Consider the following 12204-nt stretch of genomic DNA (forward strand, 5'->3'; position numbering starts at 1 on the left):
GCTCTCTCGATCCGAACGCGAATGCTGTTCGGTCGAGCGCGGCCCATCCAGGGCCGGACGCGGGAACGTTGCTAGCAACGTATTACTGCGCCCTTGGACCGTTCTTCCGAACGGCGGGATTCTTCCCGCAATGCATAGGCTTCGCCTACCTGTGGTTTTTCGCAGGGTGCGCTGCGCGCACGTCAAATGCGATTCTCCGCATCGCAATGACCATCTACGAAACCGGAGAACCCCGCCGATGAGACGACCCTCTTCCCGTATCCGCGAGGAAATCGAACGCCTACAGGAGCAGCTGAAGCTTGCCGAAACCAAGGAGGCCGAACGCATCGGCCGGCTCGCGCTGAAGGCCGGATTAGGCGAAGTGAACGCATCCGACACAGAGCTGGTCACAGGCTTCGAAGAGATGGCAAAGCGATTTCAAGCGGGGACGAAACAGAAGACCTCCGGGCCGGCTGCTCGCTCTCAAACGGGCGCTCCTGATGCATGAGCGCCGCTACCGGGCGTCACAAACGGAAGCCCGGAAGAAGGATGCGCGCGAGAAGATCCAGCTCGGCGGTCTCGTCGTGAAGGCGGGACTTCGCAGTGCGGATCGCGCCGTCATTCTCGGCGCCCTCATCGATGCGGCTGCGCGGCTCAGCGACGCAACCGAGCGCGCTCGATTGGCCGCAATCGGAAAGGCGATATTCGATAATGACAGCGAAGAAACTGATGCTGCTGACCGCACCGGCGATGATGATGTTGGGAGCCGTTCTGGGGCTCCAGGGGATTGAGTCCTGGCTCGCCGCTTTCGGCACTTCGCCGGAAAGCTACCAGACCCTCGGGCGCGGCGGCCTTGTCGTCCCCTACGCCGCCGCGGCCGCGATCGGCGTCATTTTCCTCTTTGCCGCCAAGGGCTCACTTGCCATTCAGTCGGCCGGCCTCGGCGTCCTGATCGGCGGGGTTGCCGCCGCCGCGTTCGCCGCCATTTCGGAGACGCTACGCCTGTCCGATTTCGCCAGCCAGGTGCCGCAAGGAACGCTGTTTTCCTTACTTGACCTTTACACTATCGGCGGCGCGGCGACGGCCTTCGTCGCCGGCATGTTCGGATTGCGGGTTGCGCTGCGCGGCAATGCCGTCTTTGGCGCGACGGGTCCGAAACGGCTCTCCGGCCGTCGCGCCATCCATGGCGATAGCCATTGGATGGACAGCGCCACAATCGCAGGACTCTTTCCCGAAAGCGGTGGCATCGTCATCGGTGAGCGCTATCGCGTCGACGAGGATTCCGTCGCCGGCGTCAACTTCGATCCGCGCCGCAAGGAGACGTGGGGCAAGGGCGGAAAATCACCGCTCGTCTGCTTCGACTGCGGATTTGGCTCGACGCACGGCATCGTCTTTGCTGGTTCCGGCGGTTACAAGACCACCTCCGTGGTCGTGCCGACGGCGCTCAAGTTCAAGGGCTCGATGATCATCCTCGATCCCTCGACCGAGATTGCGCCGATGGTCGCCGCCCATCGCGAAGCGCATGGTCAGGACGTGCTCATTCTCGATCCGAAACGACCCGACATCGGGTTCAACGTGCTCGACTGGATCGGCCGCTTCGGCAATGCGCCGGAGGAAGACATTGCCTCCGTGGCGGCGTGGCTGATGTCGGAAAAACCACGCGTCACCTCCGGCGCCGACGATTTCTTCCGCGTCTCGGCCGAACAGCTCATCACCGGCGTCATCGCCGACGTGATGCTGTCCGATCCGGACGATACCAAGCGCGAACGATCGCTGCGCATCGTCCGCGCGCGACTGGCCGAGCCGGAAGAAACGCTCAAGGAAAAGCTCGCCGATCTTTATCAAAGCTCGACCTCCCGGTTCGTCAAAGAGGTCATCGCCCCCTTCATCAACATGACGCCGCAAACCTTCTCCGGCGTCTATGCGACCGCCGCCAAGGAGACGCACTGGCTCTCCTACGACAGCTACGCGGCCATCGTGTCGGGCAACACTTTCAGGACGGACGACATCGCCAATGGGCGCACGACGGTGTTCATCAATGTCGATCTGTCTACCTTGGAAAATCACCCCGGTATGGCTCGCGTCGTCATCGGAGCGTTCCTCAAGGCGATCTACAATCGCAATGGCGATCTCGAAGAGCGCGCCCTGTTCCTGCTCGATGAGGCCGCCCGCCTCGGCTACATGCGCATCGTCGAAACCGCCCGCGACGCCGGCCGCAAATATGGCATCACACTCCTGATGCTGTTCCAGTCGCTCGGGCAGATGCGGGAGGCCTTTGGTGGGCGCGACGCGACCAGCAAATGGTTCGAGTCCGCTTCCTGGGTGTCGTTCTCGGCGATCAATGATCCGGAAACGGCGAAGTACATTTCCGAGCGCTGCGGGATGACCACGGTAGAGGTGAACCACGTCAGCCGCACCTCGCGCGACATGGGTTCGTCCCGCACCCGCTCCCAACAGCTCTCGCAACGCCCGCTGATCCTGCCGCATGAAGTCACCCAGATGCGCGCCGATGAGCAGATCATCCTCACCGGCGGTAATCCGCCGCTACGTTGCGGTCGCGCCATCTACTTCCGCCGTCCGGAAATGGCGGCGCTCGTCGGCAAGAGCAATTTCCAACCGAAGACGGGAGCAGCTGGATCCTGAAACGGCAGCCGTCCCGCCCCCGTTTACCACAAGCTCGGGGGCTTCTCTTCGGCGCAATGTGGGAAGCGCGTTCAGCCCCCTCGCCTGCTCCGCTTCGCTTCGCCCCGCCTTGGGCGGGGTGGAAAACAGGGACGGCACGGGACTCTGTGCCTTGGCCGCATGACGGGCGGCTGTTCACGCAACTATTCTCGCTGACGAAGGGGGATCATCATTCAAGCATCACGACAAAAACCGACGTGGCTGGGTCCCGGCAAGGACTCGGATTTCGGCATTCGGACAGTTGCTGACCTTTGTCGAACGGCCAGCAACGTGACCCATGATCCAATGCCACTCATCCGGGGGCTCGAAACCAGGCGTTGGGCACAAGTGGCGCTCCTGCCCAGGCTAAAACCCACTGTGGCGCCTTCAAATGCGGGCGACAACTACCACCGCCGATTTCCTTTGCAATTCTATCTGTCGTTTGCTATCGCTAGATATCAGATTGTGAGGATGTATGACGGATACTGACGGTTGGCTCTCTCTTGAAGAGACCGCGATCTACTTAGGAATGGGCAAGACCGCGCTGTATGCGATGGCGCGCGAGAACCGCATCCCGGCGCGGAAGATCGGCAAGAAATGGATCTTCGAAAAGAGCGGGCTCGACCAGTGGGTACGCACCGCCCGCCCCCTGCAGTCGTTCTTCCTGGACGCTGAATTCGTCATCGACGGGAACGACCACCTCCGCGACCCACAGCGCGAAGGCTATCTGCGCACTTATGAATTCTTCCGGGCGGGAAAGAATAAGGCGATCCTCCAGGTTCCGGTCGGATGCGGCAAGACCGGCCTGGCTTCTCTCCTGCCGTTTGGACTCTCCGAGGGCAGGGTCATTGTTATCGCGCCCAACCTCACCATCAAGGACGGGCTTTACGAAGCGATGGACATCACAAACCGGCAGAAATGCTTCTGGCGGAAAGCGGGTGTGCTCAGCGCTGACCAGATGTTGTCTGGTCCGTTGGCATGTACGCTGGATAGCGGCAACATCTCGATAGCAACAAAGTCCCATATCGTCATCACGAACGTCCATCAGCTCGCGACCAACGTCGATAAGTGGCTGACCCAGTTTCCCGATGACTTTTTCGACATGATCATAGTTGATGAGGCGCACCACAGCGCGGCCGCTAGCTGGCAGAAAGTCATCGAGCGTTTTCCAAACGCCAAGGTCATCCTGCTTACGGCGACCCCATTCCGGGGCGATCGCCAGGAACTCGATGGCGAATTGGTGTTCCGGTATCCATTCCGCAACGCCACCCTGAAAGGCTATATCAAGCGCCTCAAGGCAAGTTACGTCGCTCCGTCGACCATTGAGCTCGGATTTTCCGACGCCGGCGGGCGAACGTACACCTTGGACGAGGTGCTGAAGCTCAAGGAGGAAGAATGGTTCAGCCGCGGCGTGGCGCTTGCTAGGCTGTGCAACAAGCACATCGTCGATAGCAGTTTGCAGAAGCTCGATGAGCTTAGACAAAGCGGGACGCAGCACCAGCTCATCGCAGTCGCGTGCTCCATCAATCATGCGCGGGAAATCCGTTCGCTGTATCAGGAGCGCGGCTTCAACGCCGACGTTATCCATAGCAAGCAGACGGAGGATGAGCAGGCGGCCATTCTTGCGGCACTGCGCAACGGCTCACTCGATTGTATCATCCAGGTGCAGATGCTTGGCGAGGGGTTCGACCATCCCAAATTGAGCGTTGCAGCGATCTTCCGCCCGTTCCGGTCATTGGCGCCCTACATCCAGTTTGTCGGGCGCATAATGCGGGTCGTTGTGCAGAACGATCCGGGTCATCCAGACAATGTCGGCCATATCGTCACCCATCTGGGCATGAACCTCGACGCACGCCTGAAGGAATTCAAGGAGTTCGAGAACGACGACCAGGCGTTCTGGGACAAGGTCATTGGCGGCGACGAACCGGAGGTACCGCAAGGGGTGCTCGACGGTAGCGCGCGGCTTCGTGCGGGCGACCAGGTCGTCGTCCACGGTGAGGTCGTCGATTCCTTGTGGGAAGAAGATTTCACGTCGGTCGAGGACACGCAGATCGTCGCGGACCTACGGGAACGTTTGAAGCTCCTCGGCCTCGACGACAGCAAGGCTGAGGAAATGGTTCGGCTCGCGCAGCAGTCTCCAATGCGAAAGAGGTCGGCCACGGCACCTTTCATGGTCCAGCCACAGCGTGAGTGGGAAGAGGCCAGGAAGCGCATGCAGGAGCAGGCTAAACGCCTCGCAAACGTGTTGCTGAATCATGTTGAGCTTAAACAGACCGGCAATGAGATGGTCTACAAATACAAATCCTTGAAGCTCACCGGCAGGAACAACTACATCTGTGCGCTGATGATGGTGAACAAGGAAATGCAAAAACGCCTGGGCAAAGAGAGGCAGCAGGCGACAACAGAAGAATTCCGTTCTGTCCTCGATAACCTGGACGACCTGCTGCAAGTGCTTGTCAGGCGCGTTCGCAAAGCGAAGGCGGAGTATGACAAAATCGAATCCTAGAGGGCCAACGCCTTCGCTGATTGGAGGCACGAACGGCCGCCCCAAGCGGACTCCCGTCAAACGCCTCAGCAAATGCTATCGCTGCCACGACGACCTCGTCATGGGAACAACCTGCATCGAGATTCCAAAGCTTGGGCAGGCCTATTCGACTGAACGGCGTGTGTGCGATGCGTGCTTCCAACTCATTCTGCGCAAGACAGACGATGACCTTGCCGAGATCAGGAAACTCTCATCCGTAGACGCTTCGGGCTAAATGGAGTCAACCGTTGCCGCGGTATTCCCGCCGACGCCGGTCATACTGACACGCTGCGTATGATCAATCGTGTGAAGCAGGCACAGGCCGGCAGATTCTAAGCGCCGACCAAAGGGGGCGGATATCAGTCGGAACCTGAAGGTCAACACCGAACCGGTCAAAGGTCAGCTTCTGGGCCATTAAACCGCCGAGCTCGTACGCTAAATTTTAGCACCAGCGTGACGCTGCACGGCCGCTCGGGGTGGCGTGCGGTCATTGAACCCCGTCGTCCTCTTCCTCGCCCACGCCGATTCAAGACTTGCGGAAGGCGTGTGCCGTTCAATCTGCAATGAGCGCGCGGAAATCGGATTCAGACATGGCCCGAATAGGAATGCCTTGGCCCGCCAATTCCTCGGCCCTTCTCCACTTGCCGGAACGTTCCCCACGCGCGAAACGATCATCACCCACGACGACCAACGTCGTTTTCTTGGTAACGCTATTTTCCACCTCGCAGCCTGCATAGGCGGCCAAATTGGCCTGTTCTTCCTGCCGCAAATCGAAGCCCCCTGTGAGGACGACAACCTCGCCATACAGCGGTCCATCAATGTTGCCGTCCCGACGTAGGTCGGTTTTTGCGCTTGAATTGCCTAAGATTGGTCTTCGGACCCGTTCTGCCCATCCGGCTACATCTAGTGAGCACTCTAGGCTCGCTCGAATGACAATTTCCGCCACAGCCCGCGCATCTTCGCCAGCGTCATGGTGCAGAAATTCAATGCCTAGATCGGCCGCGACATTCTTCAATCCGTACCCCGTCTTCCCGTACTTTTCCGGCCATGCTCGTCGCACGACTTGCGCACTATCAAGCCAAGTAGTCTCTGCGAAGCTGTGCCCGCACGCGTCGCAAGCGCGACCGACCGCGAAACGGTCATAGGGTGTATGACTAAAGACCGCCCCACACATCAGATGCGCAATCGATCGAGCGATCTCAGAAAACGGCGGAGCTCGATCAATGTCCTCTTCGGTGATCGACAAATTGGCTTGTTGCCACCACCCGAACCGATGATGTGTATTTACGGTCTGCGTAAAAGTCTCGACGATGCGCCCTTCGCGAACAATCACGAAGCCCATTTGGCAGATACTTTCTGGAAAGCTGCTATCCGCTGTTTCTACGTCTAGTGCGACAAAATCTAACCCCACCATCATCTTCGTCCTCCCGCCCTCTGGTGAGGTTTAGCTTAGAGTCCGGCGTCATGGAACGGAATTCCGGTAATCCTCCGCTGTCTTGGTCCGCAAACGGTCGACTTCAGCTGCAGCGCAAAGGTTGGGTTGTGGAGAAACGGCGCATGGCGCTGCCTGCTCGTTCAGATCGAGAAAACGTACGACAGATGTCCCCCACAAGGGGAGGTCCAAAGAGGGCTGAACGACCGCGCTCGGCGGGCCGGCCGGCACAGCTGAATGCCACGTTCCAGACGGCATGGGATTATCGGGTGGGGCCGTGCCTATCGAGAGACCGTAATTGTGCCCTGGTGCACTCCTGAGCCTGGGCTCGGTCGAGCGCCTTCAGTACGCCTGTCGCTTCCTCGAGCCGTTTCTCGTCGACGCCGTGCCTGGTGGCAAGTGGACCGAGATTCTTGCCCGAGCGCAATGCGGCCAGATCATCGCCGAAACGGCGCTCGAATGCGCTCGTGGTCTGCCGCAGCTCGACCTTGAGCTCGGGCGACAGCGCATCACCCCTATCAATCGCGCTCAGGAGCTCGCCGCTTGGCCGCCGGACCTCCACGCTGGCCCGCCGCACCTCATCATGACGCTGCTGCTGCATCGTCTGCCGGATTCCGTACACGATCTTGAGGTAACTCTCGGCGATCCCGCGAAGCGTGCGCTTTGCAGCGATCGCTTGCCGGTGTGCCTCCCGCTCCTGCCGGCTCGCAAGAATAGCGTCCCTTCCGGCAAGCGGCCCGAAACGCTCCGGAGCATCCCGCAACTCCGAAATCACCTGCCGATTGCCGATCTCGCCCTCAAGAGCGGCATTCCGGATAATTTCCACCACCGGCCCGTGGTCGGCAAATACCGCCTTTGCCGTGGTGATAAGGCGTTTCATAGCCTCGGTGGCGCTTTCGGAAGCGGCAATCCGTTCTTGCAGCTCGGCCTTGAGAACTTCCGGGGCAAGGGTACGGCCGGGAAGCAGTACAGCCCGCTCCGACTGTCCAATGTCAGTGCGGCTTTGGTTCCCCATGCGCGCCTGGCTCTGCTCGCGCGCATGTTCGCGTTGGCGCGCGTCGGTCAGGATGCGTGTCAGATAATGAGTTTCGCCATGGGTGCCGACCACCAGCGCATGGCGGACATATTCAGCATTGGTACGGATCAACTCACGGTCGAGCGCGAACCCCTTGGCCGCCGCAAACTGGTGCATGAAGGTCATGGTCGTGCGCGTATTGCCTTCCCGGAACGGATGGACCTTCCAGAGGTCGACAACCATGCCTGCAAATGAGGCCATGTCCTCCGGCCGCGACAGGTCCATGAGACCCGACCAGTCGCGGGCATTGAGTTGCTTCAGGCAGTGTTCGGCCTGGAGACGCGCCAGATGGAACGGCGCGTACTCGACACTGCCGCCGCCCAGTTTCTCCTCGGCCTTGACCATATCGATGCGGCGGATTTCGCCGGCGAACGGATACACCGGCGCGAAGACGCGCCGGTGTATTTCCAGCAGGTGCGCGAGGTCGAATTCGCCCTTGACCGGATTGTCGTAGAGACCCTTCAACGTCTTCAGGGTCTCCCGACGCTCCTTGCTGTCGAGTTTGGCCTGATCCCTGATGTTGAAATGATTGATGAGGACTGTTGTGCCCGGGTAAAGATAGGGGTCACTCATCAAGCGGCACGGGCACGCCTCGCTTCGACATAGGCTTCGCCCAGCTGATCGCAATCCGCTTCGCTCAACCGCCCGGCCTCTTCACACAGGACGAGGAACTGTTCGAACAGGTTCGGCTCATCTCGCGACACGGCCATTGCCGAAAGCGCGGCCTTGTGGCCGTCGGTCAGCATCGCTGCGACGATGGGCTCAAGCGGCTTCGGGTCGAGGGTCTTGATGACCTGTTTGGCAAGCCGCAACGCGTGTGCTCGATCCGCGACAACGGGGCTTTCCATTAGCGTTGCGGTCATGTTTCAGGCTCCTGTAACTTGCTCTTTTGTATAGCCGAAATTCGGCTCGAAAGCCAGTCTCGGCAGTCCTTTCGCCGCTAAGGCTGGCCATTCCATTTGACCGTGGCGTCAAGCAGAAGGCCCCGCTCCGGGGCGGCGAGGGCGTGCAGTGGCGCCGGTCACAGCACCTCTCCGTCGATGCCGAGGGCCTTCAGACGGGCATGGTCCTCGAGCGGCACGACCTCGTAGTCGTCGGACATGAAGCCGTATTCGCCGTTCCAGACGTCGCCGAGTTCGGCCCATGTTCCGTCCGGCCAGACGGCGATGTCCTGAGGATGAAGGGCCTTCGCTTCGGCGCGGTTGGTAGTCGTCATGTATGGTTCCTTTCGGTTGTGGCTGCTCGTCGGTGGAAGGCTGAAGGCCCCGCCTTGCGGCGGAGCCCTCTGGCGGGAGCCTCAGTCCCGGTTCGGTCGGGACCAGATCAGCTGAAGGCCTTCCTCGCTTTCCACCTCAACCAGGGTGGCATAGATCGGAGCGGGGAAGCTCGGATCGTCCAGCTTGACCGAAAGGTAGTCGCGGCCCTCGTTGGAGGTCTTCTGCCAGGCGGCGCCCAGTTCGACGTTGGCTGCCGCGAAGATGCGAAAGTGCGGACCTTTGTCGGAAGGGTTCTCGACGCGGACCAGCTTGGCCTTGACGTTGAGGTTGAGGGTCTTGATGACGCCGTTGAAGCCGGTGCCGGTGGAGGTGAAGGTGCCGATGGTAGCCATTTGTCTCATTCCTTTGATTTCTCGGGCCGCGACCGCCGCGACCTCGATGGCGGTCGACAGACCGGAGGCGATCGACCGGCACCCAACGGGCCGGAACGTCAGTGGAGGGCGGCAGGATGAGACTTTCTTGATCCGCGCGGAATGGCGGCGAAGCCGTCAGGGGAAGAAAGTCGAGACCAGCCGTTGCGGGGATGAGAGCGAGACCGAGCGCAGCGAGATCGGCCTTCGGTCAGACCAGCCACATCGAGGACGCAGTTGGGCGTGCCCGTAGCAGAAACAACCGGAATGAAGACGGACGTCCCTACATCGGCATCACCTTGCGGATCCCCGCGCGGCGAGAGGTGCCATCCCCATCCCGACCTCCCGTCATTGACCGGCCAGCGGCAGAGTTCCCGCACGGCAACGGTCGGGCCCTGGCATCAGGCCGCCTCCGCAATCCTGGCCGCCGGCTGAAGATCGTGCAGGTAGGTCGCTGCGCGTTGAGCGTGCGCGGCGGCCGAGAAAATGAAGCGCTTCTCGTTGGAGAGCACCTCGAGCCAGGACGCGAGGTAACTGGCGTGGTCAGGCCGCGGCTCGAGCTCCGGTACGATGCCGAGATCGGCGCAGAGGAAAACCGCCCCCAGTTCGGCGATCAGCTCCTCGCGACTGCGTTCGCTACGATCCTTGTGGTAGCGGCTGAGATCGCGGTTGACCCGGTGGGCCGGAGCTGTCCAGTGGATGGTCTCGTGCGCCCTGACGGCAACGAAGGATTCCGCGTCGCGGAAGCTCTCGAAGACTGGGAGCTGGATGTGGTCGGACGAGGGCGCGTAGAATGCCTTGGCGCCGCCATAGACGACCCTGGCGCCGGTCGCGTCAAAAAACGCATCAGCGTGGGCGATGCGCGTGACGGGATCGGTCACCGGCGGCGGCGCACCGTAATAGTGGTCCGGCAATCCCTCGATCTGGTCGACGTTGAAGACCGAATAGGCCTTAAGGAACGGGATACCGCGCTCGACCTCATCGCCGCGCTCGTCGGTTTCGGTCTTGGTGAATTGGCTGGCATAGACGACGGTCGAGCCGCTCTCGCCCTTGCGGACATGCCCGCCAAGCTCGATCGCTTGCTTGAACGTCATCCAGATGGGCGAAGCGAAGCCGCGTGCGACCGCCTCCGACCAGAGCAGGATGATGTTGATGCCCTGGTAGGGCGTTCCATTATGCCGCAGCGGTCGCGTGATGCGGCCGGCGGTGTTGGCTTCGCTCCAGGGTCTTACCCATGGGCGGACGCCTTTCTCGAGATCCGCGACGATGCGGTCGGTGATCTTCGCGTAGATGTCGACGCGGGGTTTGCTGTCTTTCCTGTTCATCATTCGAACCTCCATTCGAGGCCGCGCCGATCGCGGCCGTCACGAGGTCCGCCCGCGAGAGGACCGCAGGTCCGCGAACCCGGAGGATGAATCGGAAGAATGAGAGAGGTCGCAGCCGGGCCGGAACGGCAGTGGAGGACGGCTTCGCCGTTTCGCGGAACGAGGACCGGAGCAGGACCACCAATCGTGACGGCCGCGATTGCGCCGGCCGCGCCATGCGTCTTCCTGCTTCCCTCCGTCTCCCGGTCCCGCGCAAGCCGGACGCGGGTAAGGCCGCCCTATACCTGCTGAAGTTCCCGCCACCTATCACGGGAATAAATCGATCCCTTCCCAGTGATTCAAACCTGTCATTGGACGACGGATTCCGGCTGCGCGATTCTGCTCAGCATGATCGCGCAGCCATACCATCTCTATGTCGAACGCACAGACCCGGACCGGAGGATGGCGCGGTTCTACGCGCTGTCGATCGAGGAGACCCTGTTCGGCCAGACCCGCCTCGTTCGCCGGTGGGGCCGGATCGGAACACGAGGCCGAACGGTCCAGCATTCGTTCGACAACGAGCTAGATGCGGTCAGCCTATTCCTCGACCTGTTGCGAGCTAAGAGGATGCGAGGCTATCAGCCGAGGCGGGATTCTGTCGAACGGGCCCACACTTCCGGCCGCCATGCCTCGATAAGTCCCTCAACCTCGAGACGATACTCCTCGGGATAGATGGCGTTCGAACGGCGGGCGATCCCAAGGGTGGGAGCCCCCGAGGATGGGCGGAGCCGAAGCTCCGCCCGCGGCCCCTATCCGAGAGCGGCCATCTGCAGGTCGGCGGCCTGCCGGCTGACGGCCTGGCCGGGATTTTCGGCCTGACGCTCGTAGGGCTTCCAGCTCTCGCCGACGATGTGCTCGTAGGCTGCGACCACGCCCTCGGCGGCCATGCGCAGAGCGTGGGCCTGGATACCCATGTCGGCGGCGAACTCACGCTTGCGCTGGGCGGCGCTGTCGAACCCGACCGGGCCGTCGCGATCCTCATCGCGCATGTCGTTGGCGAGCCGGGCGGTCGCGTCCTTGGCCTCGGTGACAGCCTTGGAATAGAACTGCCCCGCCCCGTAGGCAGACCCGACATGGGAACCGACGATCCGCTGGAGATGGATCTGCATGGCCTTCTCGGAAAGGCCGTCGGAGAGGGTGTCGGCGCTTTCGATCAGGGTGCGCTCGTGGAAGTCCCGGATACCGTCGCTGTCGAGGACAGCGAGCCCGAAGCTCTCGGAGATGAGTGCGGCCTGGTTGGCATCCGGGCAGCACAGGCGCACCATTTCGAGGGTGGTGCCCTTGCGGAGTTGGACGACGCGAGCCTTGGTCTTGGTGGAGCGGGTTGAACTGGACATGAAGCAATCCTTTCTAGCGATGCCCTTCGGGCGATCCGGCCCCGTGCCGGTCTTCCCTGCGGGTGCGGTCAAAGAGAACCGGCGGAAACTGGACGCTTCAGGGTCCGGGGCCTGCCAGGCGAGCAAGGTTGGCTTGCGGACAAGCGGGGCTAACAGCCCTGCGCGGAACGCGGGCCAGCCTTGTCGAGACCGGCGGGCTCCGGCC

13 protein-coding genes are annotated in these 12204 nt (G+C 61.5%); 6 read left to right on the forward strand and 7 right to left on the reverse strand.

Annotation, left to right across the window (positions count from 1 at the left end; translation table 11 throughout):
* The first annotated feature begins 238 nt into the window (after positions 1-238).
* The 5 genes from JNC70_RS16830 to JNC70_RS16850 all read left to right on the forward strand — a co-directional run bounded on the left by JNC70_RS16830 (position 239) and on the right by JNC70_RS16850 (position 5399).
* Positions 239-487, forward strand: a complete 249-nt coding sequence (locus JNC70_RS16830; protein WP_154386583.1) for a TraC family protein — start codon at positions 239-241, stop codon at positions 485-487.
* Positions 480-770, forward strand: coding sequence for a conjugal transfer protein TraD (gene traD, locus JNC70_RS16835; RefSeq protein WP_154386584.1), 291 nt, complete (start codon positions 480-482; stop codon positions 768-770). Before JNC70_RS16830 ends, traD begins: the two co-directional genes overlap by 8 nt.
* Entirely contained in the window at positions 691-2622 is a 1932-nt protein-coding gene (gene traG, locus JNC70_RS16840) for a Ti-type conjugative transfer system protein TraG (RefSeq protein WP_154386585.1), read from the forward strand. The genes traD and traG overlap by 80 nt, the downstream gene beginning before the upstream one ends.
* A gap of 493 nt (positions 2623-3115) precedes the next feature.
* Positions 3116-5146 (forward strand): DEAD/DEAH box helicase, encoded by a 2031-nt coding sequence (locus JNC70_RS16845; protein ID WP_154386586.1) that lies wholly within the window; start codon positions 3116-3118, stop codon positions 5144-5146.
* The gene (locus JNC70_RS16850; protein ID WP_263006718.1) at positions 5127-5399 is read left to right on the forward strand and encodes a hypothetical protein; all 273 of its coding nucleotides are present in this window, start codon (positions 5127-5129) and stop codon (positions 5397-5399) included. Before JNC70_RS16845 ends, JNC70_RS16850 begins: the two co-directional genes overlap by 20 nt.
* A 318-nt stretch (positions 5400-5717) precedes the next feature.
* Here JNC70_RS16850 and JNC70_RS16855 read toward each other — a convergent pair whose 3' ends face one another.
* The 6 genes from JNC70_RS16855 to JNC70_RS16880 all read right to left on the reverse strand — a co-directional run bounded on the left by JNC70_RS16855 (position 5718) and on the right by JNC70_RS16880 (position 10623).
* On the reverse strand, positions 5718-6581 hold the full coding sequence (locus tag JNC70_RS16855) for an exonuclease domain-containing protein (RefSeq protein ID WP_154386587.1): 864 nt from the start codon (positions 6579-6581) through the stop codon (positions 5718-5720).
* Positions 6582-6858: 277 nt separating this feature from the next.
* Positions 6859-8244, reverse strand: a complete 1386-nt coding sequence (locus JNC70_RS16860; protein WP_154386588.1) for a Fic family protein — start codon at positions 8242-8244, stop codon at positions 6859-6861.
* Positions 8244-8534: a hypothetical protein gene (locus tag JNC70_RS16865; RefSeq protein ID WP_154386589.1), complete on the reverse strand. Its 291-nt coding sequence runs from the start codon at positions 8532-8534 to the stop codon at positions 8244-8246. The genes JNC70_RS16860 and JNC70_RS16865 overlap by 1 nt, the downstream gene beginning before the upstream one ends.
* Positions 8535-8692: 158 nt before the next feature.
* Positions 8693-8887, reverse strand: a complete 195-nt coding sequence (locus JNC70_RS16870) for a hypothetical protein (protein WP_185910478.1) — start codon at positions 8885-8887, stop codon at positions 8693-8695.
* An 81-nt stretch (positions 8888-8968) separates the two neighbouring features.
* Complete coding sequence (locus JNC70_RS16875; RefSeq protein WP_154386590.1) at positions 8969-9280, reverse strand: DUF736 domain-containing protein; 312 nt, start codon at positions 9278-9280, stop codon at positions 8969-8971.
* Between the two features lie 419 nt (positions 9281-9699).
* Positions 9700-10623: an ArdC family protein gene (locus JNC70_RS16880; protein WP_154386610.1), complete on the reverse strand. Its 924-nt coding sequence runs from the start codon at positions 10621-10623 to the stop codon at positions 9700-9702.
* Positions 10624-11010: 387 nt separating this feature from the next.
* On the opposite strand from JNC70_RS16880, the gene JNC70_RS16885 reads away from it, so the two are divergent.
* Positions 11011-11334: a WGR domain-containing protein gene (locus tag JNC70_RS16885; RefSeq protein WP_154386591.1), complete on the forward strand. Its 324-nt coding sequence runs from the start codon at positions 11011-11013 to the stop codon at positions 11332-11334.
* A gap of 77 nt (positions 11335-11411) precedes the next feature.
* Here the strand turns inward: JNC70_RS16885 and JNC70_RS16890 are convergent, their stop codons facing one another.
* Complete coding sequence (locus JNC70_RS16890; RefSeq protein WP_154386592.1) at positions 11412-11999, reverse strand: hypothetical protein; 588 nt, start codon at positions 11997-11999, stop codon at positions 11412-11414.
* Positions 12000-12204 lie beyond the last annotated feature (205 nt).

Origin of the sequence: Brucella oryzae, assembly GCF_041929965.1 — a bacterium.
Lineage (GTDB): Bacteria > Pseudomonadota > Alphaproteobacteria > Rhizobiales > Rhizobiaceae > Brucella > Brucella oryzae.

Bases quoted from the DNA above. Each gene is read 5' to 3' on its own strand.
- JNC70_RS16880 (WP_154386610.1), bottom strand. From the start codon at position 10,623: ATGAACAGGAAAGACAGCAAACCCCGCGTCGACATCTACGCGAAGATC.
- JNC70_RS16855 (WP_154386587.1), bottom strand. From the start codon at position 6,581: ATGATGGTGGGGTTAGATTTTGTCGCACTAGACGTAGAAACAGCGGAT.
- JNC70_RS16850 (WP_263006718.1), top strand. From the start codon at position 5,127: ATGACAAAATCGAATCCTAGAGGGCCAACGCCTTCGCTGATTGGAGGC.
- JNC70_RS16885 (WP_154386591.1), top strand. From the start codon at position 11,011: ATGATCGCGCAGCCATACCATCTCTATGTCGAACGCACAGACCCGGAC.
- JNC70_RS16845 (WP_154386586.1), top strand. From the start codon at position 3,116: ATGACGGATACTGACGGTTGGCTCTCTCTTGAAGAGACCGCGATCTAC.
- JNC70_RS16860 (WP_154386588.1), bottom strand. From the start codon at position 8,244: ATGAGTGACCCCTATCTTTACCCGGGCACAACAGTCCTCATCAATCAT.
- JNC70_RS16865 (WP_154386589.1), bottom strand. From the start codon at position 8,534: ATGACCGCAACGCTAATGGAAAGCCCCGTTGTCGCGGATCGAGCACAC.
- traD (WP_154386584.1), top strand. From the start codon at position 480: ATGCATGAGCGCCGCTACCGGGCGTCACAAACGGAAGCCCGGAAGAAG.
- JNC70_RS16875 (WP_154386590.1), bottom strand. From the start codon at position 9,280: ATGGCTACCATCGGCACCTTCACCTCCACCGGCACCGGCTTCAACGGC.
- traG (WP_154386585.1), top strand. From the start codon at position 691: ATGACAGCGAAGAAACTGATGCTGCTGACCGCACCGGCGATGATGATG.
- JNC70_RS16890 (WP_154386592.1), bottom strand. From the start codon at position 11,999: ATGTCCAGTTCAACCCGCTCCACCAAGACCAAGGCTCGCGTCGTCCAA.
- JNC70_RS16870 (WP_185910478.1), bottom strand. From the start codon at position 8,887: ATGACGACTACCAACCGCGCCGAAGCGAAGGCCCTTCATCCTCAGGAC.
- JNC70_RS16830 (WP_154386583.1), top strand. From the start codon at position 239: ATGAGACGACCCTCTTCCCGTATCCGCGAGGAAATCGAACGCCTACAG.